Annotated in this window: 15 protein-coding genes; 9 read left to right on the top strand and 6 right to left on the bottom strand. The window is 37.6% G+C overall.

Features of this window, described 5'->3' with window-relative positions; translation table 11 throughout:
• The first annotated feature begins 5 nt into the window (after positions 1 to 5).
• Together A5844_RS04130 and A5844_RS04125 are read left to right on the top strand one after the other, a co-directional pair.
• A complete protein-coding gene (locus A5844_RS04130; protein ID WP_086284003.1) occupies positions 6 to 416 on the top strand; it encodes a hypothetical protein in 411 nt (136 codons plus the stop codon).
• 11 nt (positions 417 to 427) lie between these two features.
• Positions 428 to 2,221: a glycoside hydrolase family 2 protein gene (locus A5844_RS04125; protein WP_086284002.1), complete on the top strand. Its 1,794-nt coding sequence runs from the start codon at positions 428 to 430 to the stop codon at positions 2,219 to 2,221.
• Between the two features lie 465 nt (positions 2,222 to 2,686).
• On the opposite strand, the gene A5844_RS04120 is transcribed toward A5844_RS04125, so the two are convergent.
• Positions 2,687 to 4,180: an AcpB/EbpR/MafR family transcriptional regulator gene (locus A5844_RS04120; protein WP_086284001.1), complete on the bottom strand. Its 1,494-nt coding sequence runs from the start codon at positions 4,178 to 4,180 to the stop codon at positions 2,687 to 2,689.
• Between the two features lie 202 nt (positions 4,181 to 4,382).
• Here A5844_RS04120 and A5844_RS04115 point away from each other — a divergent pair, with 202 nt between their 5' ends.
• Positions 4,383 to 7,349: a bacterial Ig-like domain-containing protein gene (locus tag A5844_RS04115; RefSeq protein ID WP_086284000.1), complete on the top strand. Its 2,967-nt coding sequence runs from the start codon at positions 4,383 to 4,385 to the stop codon at positions 7,347 to 7,349.
• A gap of 158 nt (positions 7,350 to 7,507) precedes the next feature.
• On the opposite strand, the gene A5844_RS04110 is transcribed toward A5844_RS04115, so the two are convergent.
• Positions 7,508 to 9,286: an ABC transporter ATP-binding protein gene (locus tag A5844_RS04110; protein ID WP_373419208.1), complete on the bottom strand. Its 1,779-nt coding sequence runs from the start codon at positions 9,284 to 9,286 to the stop codon at positions 7,508 to 7,510.
• A complete protein-coding gene (locus tag A5844_RS04105; protein ID WP_086283998.1) occupies positions 9,279 to 11,027 on the bottom strand; it encodes an ABC transporter ATP-binding protein in 1,749 nt (582 codons plus the stop codon). Before A5844_RS04105 ends, A5844_RS04110 begins: the two co-directional genes overlap by 8 nt.
• 104 nt (positions 11,028 to 11,131) lie before the next feature.
• Here A5844_RS04105 and A5844_RS04100 point away from each other — a divergent pair, with 104 nt between their 5' ends.
• The gene (locus A5844_RS04100) at positions 11,132 to 11,923 is read left to right on the top strand and encodes a MerR family transcriptional regulator (protein WP_086283997.1); all 792 of its coding nucleotides are present in this window, start codon (positions 11,132 to 11,134) and stop codon (positions 11,921 to 11,923) included.
• Between the two features lie 285 nt (positions 11,924 to 12,208).
• Here A5844_RS04100 and A5844_RS04095 read toward each other — a convergent pair whose 3' ends face one another.
• Positions 12,209 to 13,231, bottom strand: a complete 1,023-nt coding sequence (locus A5844_RS04095) for a LacI family DNA-binding transcriptional regulator (protein WP_086283996.1) — start codon at positions 13,229 to 13,231, stop codon at positions 12,209 to 12,211.
• A gap of 243 nt (positions 13,232 to 13,474) precedes the next feature.
• On the opposite strand from A5844_RS04095, the gene A5844_RS04090 reads away from it, so the two are divergent.
• Positions 13,475 to 15,352, top strand: coding sequence for a glycoside hydrolase family 2 TIM barrel-domain containing protein (locus A5844_RS04090; protein WP_086283995.1), 1,878 nt, complete (start codon positions 13,475 to 13,477; stop codon positions 15,350 to 15,352).
• Positions 15,333 to 16,286 (top strand): beta-galactosidase small subunit, encoded by a 954-nt coding sequence (locus A5844_RS04085; protein ID WP_086283994.1) that lies wholly within the window; start codon positions 15,333 to 15,335, stop codon positions 16,284 to 16,286. The genes A5844_RS04090 and A5844_RS04085 overlap by 20 nt, the downstream gene beginning before the upstream one ends.
• Positions 16,287 to 16,447: 161 nt before the next feature.
• Here the strand turns inward: A5844_RS04085 and A5844_RS04080 are convergent, their stop codons facing one another.
• Together A5844_RS04080 and A5844_RS04075 are read right to left on the bottom strand one after the other, a co-directional pair.
• Complete coding sequence (locus A5844_RS04080) at positions 16,448 to 18,211, bottom strand: cache domain-containing sensor histidine kinase (protein WP_086283993.1); 1,764 nt, start codon at positions 18,209 to 18,211, stop codon at positions 16,448 to 16,450.
• Complete coding sequence (locus tag A5844_RS04075; protein ID WP_086283992.1) at positions 18,208 to 19,707, bottom strand: response regulator transcription factor; 1,500 nt, start codon at positions 19,705 to 19,707, stop codon at positions 18,208 to 18,210. Before A5844_RS04075 ends, A5844_RS04080 begins: the two co-directional genes overlap by 4 nt.
• 220 nt (positions 19,708 to 19,927) lie before the next feature.
• Here A5844_RS04075 and A5844_RS04070 point away from each other — a divergent pair, with 220 nt between their 5' ends.
• The 3 genes from A5844_RS04070 to A5844_RS04060 all read left to right on the top strand — a co-directional run bounded on the left by A5844_RS04070 (position 19,928) and on the right by A5844_RS04060 (position 23,137).
• Entirely contained in the window at positions 19,928 to 21,217 is a 1,290-nt protein-coding gene (locus tag A5844_RS04070) for an ABC transporter substrate-binding protein (RefSeq protein ID WP_086283991.1), read from the top strand.
• Between the two features lie 175 nt (positions 21,218 to 21,392).
• Positions 21,393 to 22,262, top strand: coding sequence for a carbohydrate ABC transporter permease (locus A5844_RS04065; RefSeq protein ID WP_086283990.1), 870 nt, complete (start codon positions 21,393 to 21,395; stop codon positions 22,260 to 22,262).
• The gene (locus A5844_RS04060) at positions 22,259 to 23,137 is read left to right on the top strand and encodes a carbohydrate ABC transporter permease (RefSeq protein ID WP_086283989.1); all 879 of its coding nucleotides are present in this window, start codon (positions 22,259 to 22,261) and stop codon (positions 23,135 to 23,137) included. Before A5844_RS04065 ends, A5844_RS04060 begins: the two co-directional genes overlap by 4 nt.
• Positions 23,138 to 23,477 lie beyond the last annotated feature (340 nt).

Here is a 23,477-nt window from a genome sequence, read left to right as displayed (position 1 = left end):
AGCCAATGATTAGAAAAAAAGAACGAATACTAGTTTTTCTCATGGGAATTTGGCAAATCATTGATGGCTTAGTTACGATCATTTTCTATGGACTAAGTAAACAATGGGAATTATTTGGCATAAATCAAGCAAATTTATCTTATTTAAAGCAATTAAATGATCATTATGGAAATATCTTTTTATTTATCTGTACGTTTGGCATATTCTTGATTGGCTTGGGAATGATCAATCTATTACTAAGTCAAAAATATATCAAAGACGATCAAGAACATTTTAAAATTGGACTCTATCTATTGGTACAAGGAATCATTGCCTATTTTATACTGGATTTTATTAGTCTGATTTTAGGAATGACTGCCGGAGTGTTACTACTTGCTAAAAATAAATCAATTCGTCTCAATAAAAAGCGAATTTAAAGGAGAATAGTATGAATAAAACGGAATATCCCCGCCCACAATTGCAACGGGAGCAGTGGACCAATCTAAACGGGGAATGGTTATTTATGTACGATGATACAAATCAAGGAATGAAAGAAAAATGGTACACAGATCAAACCGCCTATCAGAGAAAAATCAATGTTCCTTTTGTTTACCAAAGTAAAGAAAGTGGCATAGAAGAGCGGACTCCTCATGATATCGTTTGGTATTCCCGTTTATTTAATGTTGACTGGGAGATGGATGAACGTGTTATTCTTCATTTTGGGGCTGTTGACTATGAATCTGATATTTATATCAATGGACACCACGTGAAAAATCACAGAGGTGGGCACACTTCGTTTCATGTAGATATAACGGATCACTTGAAAAAAAAAGAAGCGCAAAACGTGGCTGTCCGTGTCTATGATCCTCATAAAGATGAAAGTATACCTAGAGGAAAGCAATTTTGGGAAGAGGAATCAAAAGGTATATGGTATACCAATTCCACTGGGATATGGCAAACGGTTTGGTTGGAAGTAGTTTCTGCGGTGCATTTTCTTGGGGTGAAGCTTATGCCTAAATTCGATGAGGGAAAAATAGAAGTGACGGCAATGATCAACCAATTCGAAAAAAAACAATCAATCGATTATGAGATTACTTTTGAAGGAGCAGTGATTGCTTCTGGTAATGTCCAGTTAACTGACAAAAAAATAACATTTGATGTTGATTTGATCCAAGAACACATTTTTCGCACGAATTTCCACCATGATGGGTGGTCATGGACACCTGAGTCGCCTCATTTATTCACACTCGAACTAGTGTTGAATAACGATTCTCATAAAGAAGACAAAATTACTAGTTATTTTGGGATGCGTAAAATCCATGCGGAAAAGGGCATGATTTATTTAAACAACAAACCTTACTATCAGAAACTAGTATTAGATCAAGGATATTGGCCTAGTGGATTATTGACTGCTCCAACAGATGAAGACTTTAAAAAAGATATTCTATTAGCGAAAGAAATGGGGTTTAACGGTTGTCGCAAACATCAAAAGACAGAAGATCCACGTTTTCTTTATTGGGCAGATCAGCTTGGTTTCCTCGTGTGGGGAGAATGTGCAGCACCAGCTATTTATAATGAACAATCTGCTGAACGCCTGATGCATGAATGGTCAGAGATCATTGACCGTGATTTCAATCATCCTTCCATCGTGACTTGGGTTCCTATCAATGAAAGTTGGGGGGTGCCAGCGATTGCTAAAGACCGACAACAACAACACTTTTCCCAAGCTATGTACCACTTCATCCATTCTTTAGATCCTTCACGTCTAGTAATCTCTAATGATGGGTGGTCTATGACAGAAACAGATATTTGTGCACTTCATAATTACACACATGGAAATAAAGAAGAAAAGGGAAAATTTGACCATTTTAAACTTAGTTTGAGTACGAGAGAAAACCTGGTGCAACGTCAATCATCTCCATGGCCGATTTTTGCAGATGGATTCCACTACCAGGATCAACCCATTCTATTAACAGAATTTGGCGGTATCGGCTACGATGTTTCTGGACAACCAGGCTGGGGATATACTTCAGTGGACAATGAAGATGCATTTATCGAAGAGTATCAGAGAATTATGGATGCTATTTATGGATCTGTGGGATTATGGGGTTATTGTTATACACAATTAACGGACGTCGAACAAGAAATCAATGGTTTAGTTACTTATAATCGGAAGCCGAAAGTTTCTCCAGATATAATCAAAAAAATCAATGATCAGTTTCATATTCCACAAGTTGAATGAAATATCTTTTTGAAAGTGCGAGTGTCTGGAGGGATTCGTCATTTCAGCCATGATCGTAAAGTTTGATGTGCTGGTTGGAGCTGCGACATTGGACTTAAACAGCAAGGTTAGAAGAAGAGGCATGGATATAAGTGTTTAGCTCCGAGAAATAAGAAGGAATTGTTTCTGCCGTTCACAAGTATTTAGAGTTTCTAGGATACATTTTTCCATATCTAATGGTAAAGTGGTTTGATTGATAGTATAATTTTCAAGCATAAAAGCACGCTCCTGTTGGTTGAGTTTCGTCACTTTAATCTTATAGGTTTGCGTGCTTTTTGTGTACTCTAAAATCAAAAAAAGTGGGACGATAATCAGATTTTTTCTGACTATTGTCTCACACTTTCTCTTTCCTTTATTTTACGATCCTAAGTAGAATTCTTTTATCTTATCTATGTTGTGGACAGGTAATAAATAGGATACAGGAGATTACAGTAAAACTGATGTTTCCCAAGAAAGATCGACCAAGTATTTTTGCAGATGTTGCCATTCTTCTTTCGTCGGGATGGCAGAAAGTTGAATGACTTCACACGGGAAAGCAGCTTCTAAATCATAATTGCAGATGATTAGACAAGCAGATAACTGTTTGGCTTTTCCAGAGGTCAATGGTTCATTGAATAAAAAAATTGGTTGGATCTGTTGTGGAACTAGCGACTGCATTTGAGCTGTTAAAAAGTATTCATAACCAGCATCACCTTGAAAAGAGCAAATAATCGTTTTTGTTTCAGTAGGTGTTGCTTGGACGAGTTGAAACAAGCTTAGCGTAGTCGCCACTTCGTTTATATGGATCATGGAATAGATGGACTGCCAAAATGGATGGGTTAACCAGGTGCGCCAAGCGTCATGGTAGCGTATAAATTCCTCAGATTTTAGTTGTTCGATAAATAAGCTATGTGTTTCAAAAAGATTGGATAAAGTTGCTAAGAGACGGAGATTGGCTAAGTAAGTACTGATTTGGTCGATGGTCTCTTCTGATATAAACTCATTTGTTGTTATTTTTAGGAGGTGTTGGGTAATCAACGCTTTGACTGGTTGGTCTTCGGGATAATGATAAACAAGATTTGATCGATCCGCCTGCCACTTTTCTGGTATGTAAGAAACACAATGTAAGGTCACAATATAAACCCAAATGAGTTCATTACGGGATAATTGCGCGATTCCTAATTTGTTTTTGAAGTGTTTCATGAAATGGAGTGAGAAGCCTGTAAAACTCTTTCTGGACTGAATCTCCTCAATGGTTGCTTGTTTTATTGTTACTGTTTTATGTCTGAGCCAACGTTCTTTCAAGATTGACATCCAAAGTGTTGAGCGAAAATAATTGATATGTAGTTTAGGTTGGTGTTCCTGATGGAAGCCAGATAATAATTCTTCATATGTTTCTTGGATGAATGGAGACAGAGAATGGCTAGGTATATATTTTCTAAAGCTAACATAGAACTCAAAAAGAAAATAACGAATATCCGTTTCTTCTCCAACTAGATCAATCGGGTTAGTTGATAGTTGTAGATGATAAGTCTTCAGTACTTGATTCATGTGCTGGATAGCTTTTCTAAGGACAGAATTTGATACATGCAGTGTTTGACACATGGTTTCAAATGACTGAATATGTCCATAAAAGATTTGATTAATCAGCTTATAAGTAATCGTCTCTTTCACTAGGTCGAAGACATACGTATCAAGACTTTCTGTTTCTGGAAAGGATAATTGATAGCCAATCATTGGAATGTGAATGATTCGAATCTTTGAAGGGAGTAGTTCGTTTAATACTTGTACATCACTGCGCAAAGTAGGTGGGGTGCAGATAACTGTTTCGATCAATTCAGAAATAGAAGTGATCCTTCCTGTGCGTTTTAAATAATAGAGAATGTTTAGTTGACGATGAAGTTGTTTGTTATCATGTAGCTTAAAAAATAGCTGATTCATTTTTTCTCCTTTTAATTCACTGGCGAGTTGGGCAAACGTTCATTCATGATTCTCTTATTTTATAATGAGGAATTCGTGAGTACAAATAAATTTCAAACTTTTTTTTCAAAAGAAAAAAATAAAAAAATTTCTTTCATAAGAACAGGCTAAAATTCAGATAAGAGTCATCATTTTTCATTGATTGAAGGAGTTGAATAGGAAAGTGAATCGAAAAAAAATACTACACTTAGCCACATCGATTTTAATTACAACGAATCTATCTTGCAATAGTATGATCACAACAGTCGTTCGAGCAGAAGTAGAGGATAGTGAAGAAACGACACTAAGTGAAACAGATGAGGTAGAGGAGAAGACAACATCAATAGAGCAAGAGACAACAATCTCCACTACTTCAGAAGAAGCCACTGGCACAGTTAAGGCGATAACTGATGAAAAGATAAATGAGAAGGAAGTAACCGAAGATGACACAAAAGGTAATATTCCAGATCCATCAGAAAGAACAGAGTGCTTTGAATTAAATGGTCCGGCCGCTATATCGGAATCAGATGATATTGCCAATGGGATTTTTGGTACAAGCCCATGGCGGATCGATCAACATGGTGTATTGTACATAGGAGAAGGAACGTTAGATGCAACAACGATGGATGCCAGAGCTCCTTGGTTTACTCAACGTTCTGTGATCCAAAAAATCGTTTTTACAGGACCTGTGGTTGCACATAGGGATTCCATCGGTTTATTTTTTGATTTGAATCAATTGACGAGTATTGAAAATCTTTCTTATTTAGACACGAGTCAAGTGGTAGATATGAGTTACTTTTTTGCATGGTGCAGACAATTGACTGCTCTGGATCTGTCCAACTTCGATACAAGTAAAGTTCTATCAATGAGCCATATGTTCGATGGGGCATCGGCTTTACAGAGACTTGATCTTACTAGCTTTAATACGTCGAATGTCACTGATATGAGTCAGATGTTTTATGGTTCGATTTCCTTAGATTTTCTGGATATATCAAGCTTCGATACAAGAAACGTAACCACGATGAGTTATATGTTTTACAATTGTTCGAGTCTCAAAGAACTAACTGTTTCTCATTTCGAGACAGAAAATGTCACCGATTTCAATCATATGTTCGGTGGTTGTGTCAATTTAGGACTGCTCGATGTTTCGGGTTTTGTAACAAGTCGAGCCACTGATCTTTCCTTTATGTTCCAGAACTGCTCGAGTTTGATTGATTTAGATGTGACACATTTTGAAACGAGTCAAGTCGAATATATGCATTATATGTTTTATGGGTGCTCCGGATTAAAAAAATTAGATGTGACGAATTTTGATACAGCCAACGTCACATCCATGTATTACATGTTTTATGGTTGCGCAGATCTCACAGAATTAGATGTATCTGATTTTGATACAGGGAAAGTAAGAACGACAAGTTATATGTTCGATGGCTGTGAAAATCTGAAAACAATTGATGTATCAAATTTCAATACAGAAAACGTCAGATTTATGCGAGGAATGTTCAGAAATTGTATGAGTCTGACAGAACTAGACCTCTCAAACTTTCAGACGGATAAAGTAGAGTGGATGCAGGAAATGCTTGCAGGAACTACTGTGTTATCTAAACTTTCTTTGGGCGTCGCTATTGGATTTTCATCTGATGCCGATTTGCCTGAAATCATTACATCCGAACACTATACGGGTAAATGGCAGAATGTCGGCAACGGCACGATAGATCGCCCCGCTGGAGAACATGTTCTAACTTCTAATGAATTACTAACTACCTATCAAGGAAGTATGGCAGATACCTATGTTTGGCAACCAATCATCGGTGAAACGATTCAAGCGATAGACTCGCTATTATATGTCGGAGATACATGGCAACCTATTGACAACTTTGTTTCAGCAACTGACAAAGATGGAAATCTCATCGAATTCGAAGAAGGAATGGTAAGCGGAACAGTCGATACAACAAAAGTTGGCGAATATCCTGTGACTTACACGAATGGAAGTGCCAGCCAAGAGATAATCGTCACAGTGAAAGAAAATGGTGAGACGATCGAAGCCAAAGATTCAGAGTTGTATGTAGGAGAAGAATGGCGCCCCTCTGAAAACTTCATTTCAGCCACAAATAAGGCAGGAGAACCTATCGAATTCGAAGAAGGAATGGTAAGTGGAACAGTTGATACGACAAAAGTCGGCGAATATCCTGTGACTTACACGAATGGTGATGCCAGCCAAGAGATAATCGTCACCGTGAAAGAAAATGGTGAGACGATCGAAGCCAAAGATTCAGAGTTGTATGTAGGAGAAGAATGGCGCCCCTCTGAAAACTTCATTTCAGCCACGAATAAGGCAGGAGAACCTATCGAATTCGAAGAAGAAATGGTAAGTGGAACAGTTGATACGACAAAAGTTGGCGAATATCCTGTGACTTACACGAATGGTGATGCCAGTAAAGAGATAATAGTCACCGTGAAAGAAAATGGTGAGACGATCGAAGCCAAAGATTCAGAGTTGTATGTAGGAGAAGAATGGCGTCCATCTGAAAATTTCATTTCAGCCACAAATAAAGCAGGAGAATCCATCACCTTTGAAGAAGTGACGGTGAGTGGAACGGTAGATACGACAAAAGCTGGTGAATATCCTGTGACCTATGTGAATGGAAATGTCACTCAAACGATAACGGTGAGAGTCAAAGAAAGTGCGGAGTTGATCCAAACGAGAGACACTCAATTATATGTAGGAGACATATGGAATGCAAGAGATAATTTTGTCTCAGCCACGAATAAAGCGGGACAGCCTATTGAATTTAAGGAAGACATGGTTAGAGGCACCGTAGATACGGATAAGCCAGGAACTTATATCGTCTATTTTACAAATGGAAAGGCGACAGCTACTAGTCAAGTGACTGTCGTACAGAAGAACACGAATGAAACCAATAATGGAGATCAAAACACGGATGAGCCATCACAATCAGAAACAACGGGAGAATCCAATAAAAATTCAAATGGAAAAACGAGTCCCACCACACCAAAAATCAACAGTAGCGATGCTAAGTCAGGATTGCCAAAAACAGGGGAGAAAAAATCAACAGCCATCTTCTTAGGGATGGGAATTGTTGCTTGTGTTTTTGTGACATTTATTTATAAGAAAAAAAGAGGGCAGTGAATCACTAATTATCAAAGACAGAAAAGAATCCGAAAATAGAAAATGATTTTCGGATTCTTTATTTTGTCCTTGGGAAATAAGCCGAAATTCACAAAAATTTGAAAAGCAAATTTCGTGAATTTCTTCTTATTTCTCGGAGTTAAACGCTTGTCCCAACCTCATTTTTGAAATTGGCTGTTATATAGACTGGCATACAAGGTTGGCTGTTGCAACAACTCATGGTGGGTCCCTTTTTCGATAACATCGCCATCTTTCATGACTAAGATCATATCTGCATTTTCGATGGTTGAGAGACGATGAGCAATGACAAAGCTTGTACGGTCTTTTGTTAGTGAATTCATAGCTTCTTGTATCATGGCCTCTGTTCGAGTATCCACACTGGATGTTGCTTCGTCTAAGATCACGACTGCAGGATTAGCTAATACCACACGAGCAATCGTTAACAGCTGCTGTTGTCCTTGCGACAAAGAACCATTTTCACTAGAAATGATCGTATCATAGCCTTCTGGTAACGTACGGATAAAGTGATCACATTGTGCTATTTTCGCAGCTTCGATGATCTCTTCTCGCGAAGCATCTTGTTTTCCATAAGCAATATTATCCGCTACGGTTCCTTCAAATAGCCATGTGTTTTGTAAGACCATGCCAAATAAACTACGCAAGTGTTGACGAGAAAGTGATGTGATGTTTCGATCATCAAATACGATTTTCCCATGATTGATTTCATAAAAACGCATGAGTAAATTAATCAATGTTGTTTTACCCGCCCCAGTTGGTCCAACGATAGCGACAGTTTGTTTTGGCTGGACTGAAAAACTAACTTTTTTCATCAATGGGTTTTCTGGAGAATAACCAAATTGAACATCTTTAAGTTCGATTTTTCCTTCAGGCTCTCTAATGACATCTGGCAATGGTGAATCAGGTAGTTCTTCCGTTTCATCCATGATTTCAAAGATCCGCTCAATCGCAGCCATGGCGGATTGAATCGAATTGATGACATAAGAAGAGGTTGAAATCGGTTCGGAGACTTGATTGATATATTGTAAATAGGCTTGTAAAAAACCAATGGTCATCCCACCAGATAAGACAGCCATGGCTCCAATGATCGCACTGATGATAAAAGCAAATTGGTTGATCAAGCGAATCGCCGGATAAATGGCAAAATTCATGAACTGGGACTTTTTAAATGCATGATACTGTTCTTGATTGACTTTCTGGATGGATTTCATTGCCTGGCCTTGTTGATTGAAGGCTTTGATCACTAAATTGCCAGTTAGAAATTCTTCCATTTTGTTATTGAGTGAACCTAAAGCTTCTTGGTTCTCATCAGAAAACTGTTTGTTTTTATTAGCGAATTTGGTCGTGATGATGGCACTTGCGATGATCAACACGATAACGATCCATGTTAAGGAACGATCAATATAAAACAACATGACACCCGAAAGAACGATGGTTACGATGGATGTAAAAAATTGATTGATCCCTGTTAGTAATACTTGGGATAATTGGTTCAAGCCTGTAGTCGTCCGACTGATTAAATCACCCACTTGCTGTTGGTCATAAAATGCCATAGGCAATGTTTTGAATTTCTTGGTGACTTCTTTTCTGACACTTAAGGTTATTGTTTCACTCAGAGATGCCATCACTCGTTCTTGAATGAAGGAAGTCACACTACTGAGAAAAGAGAAAATCAACAATAAAACAACTGGAAGGAACAATGTTTCTTTGATATCAAAAATTGTCATGGATTGAATTCCAACCAGTCTTATCCGTTCAAGCAGTTGGTCAATGCCGATACCCATGATCATGGGCATCGCAACAACCAATGTATTTCCTAACAAGCTACAAAACAACAATCCATAAAAAGTTTTATGGTCCGCTTGGATCATTTTCCAAAAGCGTTTCAAACTACGGCTTTGACCTTTTGATTTAAGCATGTTCATGTAATTCCTCCTTCAAAATTCCTTGTGATTTGGCAAATTCCTGATACGTCAAACAAGTCTTAAGTAGTTCTTCATGAGTACCTTGTCCAACGATTCGCCCATTATCCAAAACGAGGATCGTATCTGCATGGATGATCGTACTAAGTCTTTGGGCGACGATAATCAGCGCTTTATCCGCCATTTCTTCCCGTAGCGCTTTTCTTAAATTTGCATCTGTCTGATAGTCTAAGGCCGAAAAACTATCATCAAACACATAGATTTCAGCTGGTTTCACTAGCGCACGAGCAATAGATATCCTTTGCTTTTGACCACCTGAATAATTGTCTCCACCTTGAGCCACGAAACTATTCAGATGATCAGGTAAGTTGTCTAATACACTGTCTAATTGGGCAATTCGAATCGCTCTTGCTAAGTCTTCTTTTGAAGCATTCGCATTTCCCATCAAAAGGTTACTTAAAATCGTTCCGCTAAATAGAAAGGCTTTTTGCGGCACGTAACTGATTTGTGAGCGAAGGGTCTCTTGACTTAACTGTTGGATAGGCGTATCGCCAAATTTAATTTGTCCACTTGTCGTTTCATTCAAACGTAACAATAATTTAGCAACTGTACTTTTTCCCGATCCAGTTCCTCCAACAATTGCGGTAGTCTTTCCTTTAGATACTGTAAAATTAAGATCTTCAAGTACCGGCTCGGCAGTATCCTTATATTTGAAAGAGACATTTTCAAAAGATAGAACAGTATCACTAGACGCTTTTATTGGTTTTGCTACAGGAAGTTCAGGATCACGAATATCGATTTTTGTTTCAAGTATTTCTTCGATCCGCTTAAGTGAAGACATGGACTTGGGAATAATGACAAGCACCATTGCGGCAATCATTAAGTAAGCCAAGGTCAACATCGAGTATTCGACGATGGCTGTGACTGTACCAATTTGTAATGTTCCTTTAGCAACTAAGTTTCCGCCTACCCATAAAATGGCCGCATAGACGATCCCCATCAATAAAAAAGCAATGGGCGTCACCCAAGCAAATATGCGATTCACTCGGATCATTTGGTTAGCATATGTCTGAAAGGTTTGATTTGTTCGTTTTTCCTCATAATCTTGGTTATTGAATGCCCGGATCATTCTGACACCTGTAAAAAATTCACGCAAAGTAGTTGTAATCTTATCCATTTTTGGTTGGATGCTTAAAGACAACGGTGTGCCTTTCTTCATTAGATAATAAACCACTATAGCGTAAATCAGGATCGATACCAGGGTTAGCAATGTTAGCGTCGGTGAATATTGCAACATCATCCCAATCGTAAATAACGAGATGATTGGTGCAGGTAAAATCATCTGACAAAATAGAACAATCATTTGCTGCACATTATCAACATCGTTAGCCATACGTGTTAGTAATGACCCTGTACCAAACTGGTCTACTTGGCTGATTGATAGTTTTTGAAAGTGATTGAAGTAACGTTCTCTTATTTGATAGCCAAATTTTGCAGATAGCAAGGCGGAAAAGTAACTAGATGCTACAGCTGCCACCGTGCCTAGTAGGGCTACTAGTAACATTTGAACACCGATCATCTGAATCGTACGGATCTCTTCACTTGCGATACCTACGTCAATCAAGCGAGCCACTAATTTAGGGACACCAAGTGTACCTAAAAGTTGTAAACAGATGAATAAAAGAGTGAGTAGGGTCAATCCTTTATTCTTCTTTATAAATTGTTTTAATAGTTCCATTTTAAATTCCTCCTCTTTCTTTCAGACAAGTATGAATTCTACACCTTAAAGCTACTTGAAGGTCAATAGACAAAAAGGTAAAATGAGAGAAGAGGTGAAGAAAAATGAAACGACTCTATACGATCGGAGAAGTCTCCGAATTATTGAATATACCAAGTTCAACGATTCGTTACTGGGATGCTGAAGGGTTGATCAAGACAACAAGGCATGAAGAAAATGATTATCGCTTATTTGATATTGATGATATTTATCAAATTTACGATATCAATTTTTATCGAAATTTAAATATTCCGTTGAAACAAATGAAGAATCTCTATAAAAAAACATTAACTGAATTCTACGAAACGCTTGCTGAAACAGAAGAGAGACTAATAACTGAGCAGAACTTATTAAAGAAAAAACTTGAGGAAATTCACGCACGAAAAGAGCAGTTGAAGCGGATGATCGATAGTGAAAATACAGGGTTTCAAAAAGAGAAGATCCCGTTTGAAGCAATCGTCGTGATGGATTCTGAAGATATCCTATCCTCGAAAGAATATTTGAAAAATTCCTCCAGTTTTGCGATCGTTTGGGATCGGAAAATTAGTGAAGAACCACTTTATGGATTTTTTATAGAGAAAAAAAATAAAATAATCCCATCTTCCAAAAAGGTTTGGCAAAATGACAGAAAAGTCACGTATATTCGTTTTTTATTAAAAGTTGAATCGAATAATCTGACCAATAATAATCTTCATGAAGTGAAAGAAAAGCTGGAAAAACAAGGGTATTTGACTGGTAAAGTCGTTGGTCAGTATTTATTAACAAATGTCACAGAACGAGGCGAATATTTTGAATATTATCACGCATGGATAGAAGTCAAAGCTCATAATGAAAAAGAAAGTGGTAAAAAACGATAGGGGGTAAATCAAAGGTAAATGAGAAAGAGCAGCCGAGGATGGAAAAAACTTTAGAGAGTATGGAACGTTAGAGCAGCTGGTCAAAATCCCTTCGAAGGTTGGTGTCAAGTAGTTTGCTACTGACGATTCCACACGATATTTCAAGAAGGGCGAAAGGATAAGCATTATAAATTTCCTGTGAAATACAACAATGAATCTCAAAAAACGTAGCTTTGATTTTTGAGATTCATTGTTTTTTACTAGATATTTCTGCTTGCTTTAGTTGAAGTAGACCAGTTAAAAAGATTATTTAGGAATAAAGCTTTCACGAACGATCAGCTGAGTAGGGAATGTCATAATGATCGGTTCATCACGAATGCGTTCAATCCTTTCTACGGCTAATCGGACAGCCGCTTTTCCTAATGACTTTGCATTGATTTGAACCGTAGTCAGCCCTGGGGAAAGTTTACTCGCCATCTCGATATCGTCAAAGCTTACAATCATGATATCTTTTCCAATGGCCAGATTGAATTTTTTCAAAGCACGGTACACTCCGATAGCCATTGGATCACTGCCTACTAATATCGCACTAGGCAATGGATCTGCCTGTTGGATCAGTTCTATTGCTAATCGTTCGCCGTCTTCTTCTGTCCAATTTCCTAAAAGGGAATGAGCATATTCGTCTAAATGATGATCGTTCATAAAATGTAAGTAGGCTCGGACTCTTTTTTCATTTGAGGTGATCGTTTTTTTTCCAAGTTCATCTAACTCGACCTGATAACCACCGATATAAGCAATTCGTTTGTGTCCATTTTCCAAAAATAATGCTAAAACCGCTTTTGTCATGCGTTCTAAATCACCATAGACCATATCGACTTGTTGTTGGATATCGGGATTATCAACAACAATTAAATGAGGATTTTGTTCCAATAAATCATTGATCGATTGTTTCGTAACAGTACCAACAACAATCAATGCGCCCAGTTGGTCCAAATCTTTCCATTCAGTAGGATGATCTGACAGGTTGTAGATGCGATTCATACCCATATGCAAGCGACGTGCTTCTTCTTCAAGACCCATTCGCAATTCCTTATAATAGACATCTTTCGCTTCACTCGCTTTACTAATGGTAGAAATAACACCAATCGATGGCATTCTTTTTTTTACGTAATTTCGCTTATGGATATCGTAATCTAATCGTTTAGCTACCTCAAAGATCCGTTGTTTTGTTTCAGGTGATACATGGAGTGTATTATCCTGATTCAATACACGTGAGACAGTGGTGGGGGATACGTTGGCTTTTCTTGCCACATCTCTGATTCCGACCATTTTCGACACTTCCTTCAAAATAATTTTCAAATATTTGTTGACAAAATTGTTTAGTAAACAGTATACAGGAAATAACGGGAAAGTAAACGTTTTCCGAATAAGACTTTTACTTAATAAAAAAGCCTTAATGAAACAAATATCATGAGACGAAGGTTTGGGGCCAAACCAAAAGTGACTCAAAAGAAATCGTTAGCTCTTTTCCAGAAGAAACAATAAAAAACAAATAAAGGAAGGAAGAACAAAATGAAAGCAATGATTGATTGGTTAGATGATCCTCAAGTTTTTCGTATCAATCAAAGAAACGCTCATAGTGATCATCAGATCTATGGTTCAAAGACGGAATGCTCGACACAAAGTTCCAGAATACAAACGCTGAATGGCAAATGGAAATTCCATTATTCTCCAAATGCAAAAAGTCGTCCTGTCCATTTTTATGAAAAAGATTTCGATGACCGTTTCTTTGGAACCATCCAAGTTCCGGGACATATCGAGTTAAGTGGTTATGAAAAAATCCACTATATTAATACAATGTACCCTTGGGAAGGACATGAATTCCGTCGACCACCTTATACAACAAGCCCGGAAGAAGCAATGAAAGGACTCTTCTCCCAAGCAGAGGAAAATCCAGTTGGTTCTTATGTAACCACTTTTCAATTAGAGGAAGGGATGCAAGGAAAAGCAATCACGTTGCGTTTTGAAGGAGTAGAACAAGCAATGTATGTTTGGTTGAATGGACACTTCATTGGTTATGCAGAAGACTCTTTCACACCATCAGAATTTGATCTAACGCCTTTTTTAGAGACTGAAAACCGCTTGGCAGTGGAAGTTCACAAAAGAAGTACCACAGCATTTATCGAAGATCAAGATTTCTTTCGGTTCTTCGGGATTTTTAGAGATGTTACGCTGATCGCCCGAGGGAAAAACCACTTAGAAGATCTGTGGTTAAGACCAACCATTGATGACACGTACGAAAATGGCACGTTAGATGTTTCTTTTACATTTGAACAGGTTACGACTAATAATCGGTTGCGACTCAAGATCCTTGATCCCCAACATAAGCTACTCTATCAAGAAAGTCATTCGATTCAAGAAAACGTCTCTTTACAGATTGAACTGGGAAAAGTCGTCTTATGGGATCATTTTAAACCTAACCTTTATACGATTGAAATAGAAACTTATGAAGGAGATGAAATGACCGAATATGTCGAGTATCCTTTTGGTTTCCGAAAAATTGAAATAAAAGAAAAAGTCATGTATTTGAATGGTAAACGTTTGATCATCAATGGAGTCAATCGACACGAATGGAGCGAAAAGACTGGACGCGTGATTTGCGTAGATGAAATGAAAAAAGATTTAGAAATCATCAAAAAAACCAATATTAATGGTGTCCGAACTTCTCATTATCCGAATCAAATTCCTTGGTATTATTTATGTGACCAAGCAGGAATCCATTTGATGGCTGAAACAAACCTAGAGTCTCATGGCTCTTGGCAGAAGATGGGTGCGATTGAACCTTCATATAATGTTCCTGGAGCGATGCCACAATGGCGTGAAGTAGTCTTGGATCGAGCAAAGACAAATTTTGAAACGTTCAAGAATCATACAAGTATTTTGTTTTGGTCTTTGGGAAATGAATCTTATGCGGAAGAAAACATACGGTTGATGAACGAGTATTTCAAAATAAAAGATCCAGAGCGTTTAGTCCATTATGAAGGCAATTATCCAAATCCAGCATTTGAAACTTCTATCTCTGATGTGAAAAGTTGTATGTATGCACCACCTGAAGAGATCATCGATTATTTGGAAAACAAAGCGGAAAAACCTTTTATTTTATGTGAATATATGCATGATATGGGGAATTCTCTAGGTGGATTGGGCTCTTATATGGATTTATTGGATCAGTATGACATGTATCAAGGTGGATATATTTGGGACTTCAAAGATCAAGCGATTCAAGTCATTGATCCAGTGACTCATCGAAAGGTTATGCGCTATGGTGGCGATTTTGATGACAAACCTTCCGATTACGAATTTTCAGGAAATGGTATTGTTTTTGCAGATGGTCAAGAAAAACCAGCGATACAGGAGGTAAGATATTATTATGGAAAATACAGCTCCTAAGTTGAGAATCATTTATGGGGATTGTACCCTTGGAATCAAAACAAACGACAAACATTACATTTTCTCTTATACAAGAGGCGGCTTAGAGTCGTTGAAAAAACACGGAAAAGAGTGGTTGTATCGAGAAACAATGCCAACTTTTTGGCGAGCATTGACAGACAACGACCGCGGCAGTGGTTTTGGTTATCGTTCAAATATGTGGCTAGGCGCAGGATTGTATCCAATAGTCAAAGGATTTACTGTTCGGATCAATGAAGAAGAAATCAAGCAACCTACTGCACCTAACAATAATCAATATAGTAATGAGGAGTACGCCAAAACAGCGGAAATCATTTTTACACTGGAAATCAATACTGTCCCTCAAACAGTAGTAGATGTCGCTTATTTCGTTCAGGGAAATGGGGATCTGCGAATCAAGATGACCTACCATGGCCAAAAAGGTTTACCTGAATTACCTTTGTTGGGCTTACGGTTCATTATGCCGACTAAAGCAAAACATTATGAATATGAAGGCCTTTCAGGTGAGACCTATCCCGATCGGAAGGCAGGAGGGATCCCAGGAATTTATAAGGTGGAAGGATTACCGTTCCCTCCTTATTTAGTTCCCCAAGATTGTGGTGTGCATATGGATACGAAATGGCTGGAGATTACACGAGATCAGACCTTGAACAACGCAGATCATAGCAAAGAAGAGTTCTCGTTACGCTTTGAAAAAACGACGGAAAACTTCGCCTTTTCTGCATTGCCTTTTAAAGCAGAAGAATTGGAAAATGCGACACATATAGAAGAATTACCCCCTGAAAGACGGACTGTTTTGACCATGTTAGCGAAAGTTCGTGGAGTAGGCGGGATCAATTCATGGGGAGCCGATGTCGAAGCACCGTTTCATATTAGTGGAGAAGAGGATCATGAATTCAGTTTTACGGTCAAATAAAGGCTATAAACGTAGCAACTAGGACTGAATCACAAGCCTAGCACTTACTTATGTGTTCGTATGCTAGTTAGCTCACATCAATTAGCTGAAAATCCTAGAGATGAAAAAGCTTACTAGGATTTTCGGCTATTTTTGCGTTTTTTACAAAAAAATTTATTTCATCAGATAACATCTTCGTTCTTTTCTTCTGCAATTTCGTCTTTTTGCTTCGTTTTACTTAGTACAGGTAGTGAAATGGTGACAGTCGTACCTATTCCAATAATCGATTGGATGCTTAGACCAAATGGCTCACCATAAAGTAATTGTATACGTTCTTGGACATTTTCAATCCCGATTCCTGAGAAATAATCTTTTTCTTTTTTAGTTTGCGAGGTATCAAAACCATCTCCTGTATCAATGACTTCTAACACGAAAATTTCTTCTTTCACAGTTGCATACACAGTAATAAAACCACTAGTTTTCTTTTGGAAAGCATGAAGATAAGCGTTCTCGATGATAGGCTGAATGATCATGCTAGGCATATAAAGTACAGATAATTCTTCTGGTATCATAAGTTTCGTCGATATGTTGTCTCCATATCGAAGGGTCAAAATAGCGATATAACTCTCGACACTTTTTATTTCTTCGCTGACTGGGATGATCTCCTTTTTGTTACCAATCGTACTTCGTAGTAAATCAATGAAGGATTCGATACCTAAAATTGCTTCGTTGTTCTTTTGCTGCCATACTAAAAACTTGATACTCGTTAACGTATTATAAATGAAATGAGGTTGGATCTGAGCTTGCATCGCTTTGATCTCTAATGCCCGTTTCCTCTGTTCATTTTGAAGTAGTCGATTATGATGATCGTCGATAGTAGTTAATAAATGATTGATCGTGGTTCCTAGCGTGCGAATCTCTGAAGTTCCATGGATAGGAACGGTCGTTGTTTGTGGTTCCTTGCCAATCTGTTTCAAGGCATCGATGAGTTGATAAATGGATTTTGTATGACGATTCAAATAAATAAATACAACACACCCCACCAAAATCATCATCACACTGTTAAATATTATGATAGGGAGGATCATTCCCATCTGGTTCGTCAAAGAAAGAACATCGATTTCACTCACGAGTGCTGAATTTTGCCGATAAAGTGGAAGATGGGCTACGCGACGATTCTCTTTTATTTGCGTTTGATTTTTTGATATGGCGTCAAACGTGGGGTAGAGTGTGCCTACACGTTGTTCTTCATTCGAAGCAAAGATCCTTTTTTCCTCTGTAACAAAGTCAATTTGAGTGATTTCTGAGTTGACTGATTGTGTAAATAGTTTAGATAATTCCTGAGAAGTGATCGCTACGACTGCGTAGCCGTAGGTTTGATTAAACGTTGTTTGTAGTTTTTTTATGAATAGAATACTTGGCGAATCTTTATCTCGTTTGGTAAGGCCAAAAGTGGTGAAGATCATTTGGGTCGAAGCAGGATTTTTATGGAGCTTGTCTATAAATTCTTGTTCAAAAAATGTTTCTGCGGTAAAGTCACTAATCATATCGTTACTGATGAACATCCGACCGTTTTCACCAAAGAGAAAAATATCATTACGGATATCGGGTGAGATTGGAGCTAAAGAATCATTCAATTTTTGTATCGTGCGTAATTCATTGATTTTTTCAAGTGGTGTCTGGTCGTTCTTTTTAAAATAGGCTTCCACAGCAGCACTTTGCGCTAATTGTGTTAAGGTATTTTCGATTGTATCATTCAAGGTCTCAAAATCATGTTGGATCTTATTCATTGCGGTTTCATTTGATTTATCAAAAAGCTCGATATATGCATCTTTGGAGCGATAATAAATAAACAGAGAAATAATGATAGCTTGTATGAAAAGAACAACCACGAAGATCAGCAATAGTTTTGTAAAAAGTTCATGTTCTTTTAATTTTTTTATCATAACTTCAATTTTCCTTTGCGATAGTGAGAAGGAGTAATGCCAGTTTCTTCTTTAAAGACTCGGGAAAAATAGCCGATTTCTGAAAACCCAGTTTTTGAACAAATTTCTGAAAGCGGGGCAGAGGTTTTCACTAATAATTTTTTTGCATGGTTGATTCGGACTTTTTTTAGATATTTCGTAAAATTGATGCCATACTTCTCCGTAAAAATCGTTGACAGATAACTGTATGAGAAATGGTACTTTTCTGAGATGGCTTGAAGACTGATCTCCTGTTGATAATTTTCCTGAACGTATTCATAAATCAATGTTAATATCTCAGAATTATCTTTTTTTAAGGTCATTGTCACTTCTAACAAGCGGTTGATCGCATGATCCACAATGGCAGTAAAATCTTCCCAGTGTTTGGCATTGGTGATTAGAGTTGGGACAGTGATCTTCATCATACTGATTTCATTTTGAGGTTCCTGTTCCTCTGCAATCCCACTGATCAATGCATAAAGTCGGTTGATCGTTTCATGTTTCAAGTAACTAGGTTGTAATTTTAAGTTAGACGCCTTCTTTAAATAGGTTTGCAACTCTTCAATAGCAGAGATGAAATCTTTATTTAAGATTTTAGTCAAATAACTTTTCGTTGGTTCTTCATCACTTATTAATAGTGGAATCAACTGTTGTTCAGTAATCAATAATTGAGTGGATAGGTAGAATATTTGCCCCTTGCTACGTTGTTTGAGAGTTGCGAAATGGTCACAAAAATTCGGAAAATAGATTTCTTCTGATAATACATATAAACAATCATTTTCAGGATGATCTTCTCTAAAAAGGTCGATAAAAGATTGTAATGCTTCGCCATCTTTGGAGTTGATCAAAAAACCGGTATCGTTTGTTGTCGTTGCAAAAGGAAAGATTGAAAGTGCATCTGTTGTATAGTGAGTAGCGACTTCTTTATTTTTAGCTATACGTTGGTATTTTTGTTCATGTGCCTCTTCACAATACAGTAAGAAAAATCGTTCATGTGGAAATGATTCTTTTGCTAATGGGTCAGCTGAGGAAATCCCAGATAAATAGTTACTCGTGTAGTCACTGATTCGTTCTTGAAAATTGGGTAAAGCGGATGTCTTTTTCTTTGGATCGTTAGCTAAGGAATGTAGAGCGTTCAATAAACTATCTGAATTTAATTTAGGCTTTAATAGATAGTCAGATACACCTTCTTTAAAGGAATCTTTCACTAAGTGAAAATCATCATAGCTAGAAAGAACAAGGATTTGAGTGTCAGGTCGTTGTTTTTTTAGCAAACGAGAAAGCTCGATCCCATTTAATTCGGGCATCATTAAGTCGGTGATCACGATATCAATTGTGTGACGATCAAAAAAATCAAGCGCTTCCAAAGGCTTAGAAAAAGCTCCTTTTAGTGCAAATCCATGGGCAGGCCAGTCAATTAAAGTGGTTAGACCATGTAGGATCGTTTGTTCATCATCAATTAAAAGAATGTTCTTCAATGTTTTTCCCCCAGTGTAGATGTTGATTAAATTAAAAATACTGGGAATTCTAGGCAAATGCAAGTTAAAAAATTTGGAAAGTGATGGGAGCAAATGACTTGTTGTACTTTTTTCCTATTTTAGGATATTTTTCTGGAGAATGAAAAATGAAAAAGAAAACGCTTGCAAACGTGGTATGATGTGCTTGTAGTAAATCAACCATAAAAAAGGCGGGAAGAAAATGGATTGGAAAAAATGGGGAATACGCATGGGGTTACTTATCGCTTCAACCACTTTATTTGCTGGGTGTGGCAACTCATCAGGGGAAGCAAAGGAAGAGGAAGATACGGTCACTGTTTGGGCTTGGGATGAAACATTCAATATCAAAGCAGTCAATGAAGCAAAAAAAGTGTATGAGAATGACGATGTCACAGTTGATGTTGTGACGATGTCACAAGATGATATTGTCCAAAAACTTAATACGGCTTTAGCCAGTGGAAACACAGATGGACTGCCAAATATTGTCTTGATTGAAGATTATCGTATTCAAGGATACCTCACCTCTTATCCAGATGCTTTTGCAGAATTAAATGACATTGTCGATGAAGATAATTTCGCAACTTACAAGTTTGCGGTGAATAAGGTAGATGACAAGATTTATGGTGTGCCTTTTGATTCAGGTGTCACAGCCAACTTTTATCGGACAGATTTGTTAGAAGAAGCTGGGTACACTGAAGAAGATATGAACAATTTGACGTGGGATGATTACGTGCAAGTTGCTCGTGATGTGAAAGAAAAAACAGGAAAGAAAATCACAGAAGTAAACCCTTCAGATTTAGGTCGCGTACGAATGATCATGCAACAAGCAGGAGAATGGTATACCTCAGAAGATGGTAAGACAGTTACGATTGAAAACAATCAATCACTGAAATATGGATTGGAACTCTTCGCTACATTGTTAAAAGAAGATTTAGTAGAACAAACTTCTGATTGGAATGCTGGGGTGACAGCGATCCAATCTGGTTCGATAGCCTCCAGTCCGATAGGTGCTTGGTATTCCTCAACGATCCAGGGAGCAGAAGATCAGTCGGGAAAATGGAAAATCGCACCAATCCCAGCGCTTCCAACTGGAATGCAAAAAGCGCAAGCTTCTAACTTAGGTGGAGCAGGTTGGTATGTGATCAAAGGGGTGGCTGGTGAAGAACATGCCAAAGATTTCTTAGACAAAACATTTGCAACAAATGAAGAATTGATGGGAACTTTGGCCAAAGAGATTGGTTTAGTTTCCACGATGCTAAGTGCAAAAGACCAAGAAGCCTACCAAAAACCTTCTGAATTCTACAGTGATCAAAAAGTGTTTGATGACTTTTCAAAATGGACAGCAGAAATCCCTGAGGTTAATTATGGTCATGAAACCTATGCTATCGAATCAGTAGTGGCCGAATCATTGAGTCGAATCATCAATGGGGAGTCAGCTGATAAAGTATTAGCTGATACCCAAAAACAAGTGGAAGCACAATTAGCCAACTAACAAGCTAAAGGTAAAGGGTAAGCACGAATCAATGGACTAAAGTTTTTTGATTGGTGCTTATGACTTTAGCTTTTAAAAAAGAGGAAAGGGGCTACCTTTAAATGCTTCGAGCAGTTGTAGTTCCTGAAAGTATTTTTACAAATTTTTTTGTTGTAATGAAAGAAGGGAAGCGTAAATGAAACAAAAAGATTTATTTAAAAATGGTCATGCTTTTTTAGTCTTACCAGTAATCATGATTTCTGTCATGGTTTTCATTCCAATGGGATTAGCGCTGATTACTTCATTTCAAAGTGGACCACCAGTAAATATGACATTCAATGGTTTAGGCAATTATCAGCGGATGTTGGGAGATACTACTTTTAGAAAAGCTTTCTTCAATACTTTTCTTTACTTATTGGTTCAGGTCCCAATCATGCTTTTTTTAGCCCTGTTTATCTCTAATCTCCTGAATGATAAAAAATTAAAATTTAAAGGATTGTTTCGGACAGCTATATTCTTGCCTTGTATTACTTCGATGGTCAGTTATTCATTGATTATGAAAAGTTTATTTTCCCAATCGGGCCTGGTGAATAATTTTTTATTAGGGATCGGCTTACTGGATGATCCGATTAGTTGGTTGACTCATCCATTTTGGGCAAAAGTATTGATCATCATTTCGATTACTTGGCGTTGGACAGGGTACAATATGATTTTTTTCCTATCCGGTATGCAAAATATCGATCCTGCAATCTATGAAGCTGCAGAAATAGATGGTGCTTCAAAAGGTCAACAATTCCTCAAAATCACTATTCCTAATTTGAAACCGATCATTTTATTTACTTCCATCACATCAACGATCGGAACGTTGCAATTATTTGATGAAGTTCAAAATATCACTGGGGGAGGTCCAGCAAATGCGACGACCACACTTTCTCAGTATATCTACAATCTAAGTTATAAGTTTACACCAAATTTTGGGTATGCAGCAGCAGTATCCTTTGTGATCGTCATCTTCATCGTTATGCTATCGATCATTCAAACAAAAATAGGAGGGGAAACGTCATGAGAGAGCTAGCTGAAAGTCAAACACAAAGTAGGGTGACTAAACAAATCAATATCAAACAATTCTTATTGACGTTTTTTAAATATACATCATTGACGGTTGTATCGATTGTATCCATTTTTCCGTTCATTTGGATGATTTTAGGGATGACGAATACAGCAGTTGATATTCAATCAGGAAAACTAAAAATCGGAGAGAGTTTAGGAATCAATTTACAAAATCTGTTTACCAATGATTTGAATTTTTCCCGTTCATTATGGAATTCCGCTGTGATTGCCCTTGCGACGACTGTCTTTGCATTACTGATTTCTTCAATGGCTGGGTATGGGTTTGAAATTTACAAAAGCAAGCGTAAAGAAATTGTTTTTCGTATATTGCTTTTGTCCATGATGGTTCCATTTGCAGCATTGATGATTCCATTGTATCGCATGTTTTCTCAACTCAACGGGACTCCGCTAGGGATCAACCGTTTTTCAGTGGTGATTCTACCTTCGATTAGTACAGCTTTCTTGATTTTCTTCTTTCGTCAAAATGCCAAGTCATTTCCGAAAGACTTAGTAGAAGCAGCTCGGTTAGATGGTCTAAAAGAATTGAGCATTTTTTTTCGAGTGTATCTGCCTACAGCAAAAAATACTTATGCAGCAGCAGCCATCATTACATTTATGAGTAGTTGGAACAATTACCTTTGGCCACTCGTGGCTTTACAGTCCCCAGACAAGCGAACGGTTCCTTTAGTACTTTCAGCAATGGGAGCCTCGTATACTCCGGATTACGGGATGATCATGACCGGGTTAGTCATTACCACCTTACCAACAGCCATCGTCTTTTTCGTCTTACAAAAACAATTTGTTCAAGGAATGATCGGTTCAGTGAAATAAGGTGAGAAAACGATTCATTAGCAATGAAAAGAGGCTGGGACAGAAGCGGCTAACTCCGGAAAATAAGAAGGAATTCACGAAAATTGTTTTTCAAATGTTTGTGAATTTCAGCTTGTTATCGAAGGGGGTTGCTTCTGATTCCGCCGTTTATACGCATTTAGAGCATGAAATAAGAGTAAATCATACTTTTGTTCCACGTTCTTTATTTTAGATAGAATGAGTGGTTATAATTGTTTAGGTTACATAATAATTATCTGGTTAAGTTACACACTGTCTTTGATAGAAAATGATTGATAGGATGTTTTATTAATGAAAATGGGAAGGGTGACGGATTCATATC

This window comes from Candidatus Enterococcus wittei (genome assembly GCF_002140175.1).
GTDB classification, from domain to species: Bacteria; Bacillota; Bacilli; order Lactobacillales; family Enterococcaceae; genus Enterococcus_B; species Enterococcus_B wittei.
The sequence above is the reverse complement of the archived record's forward strand: the minus strand, read 5'-3'. Positions and strand labels throughout refer to the sequence as shown.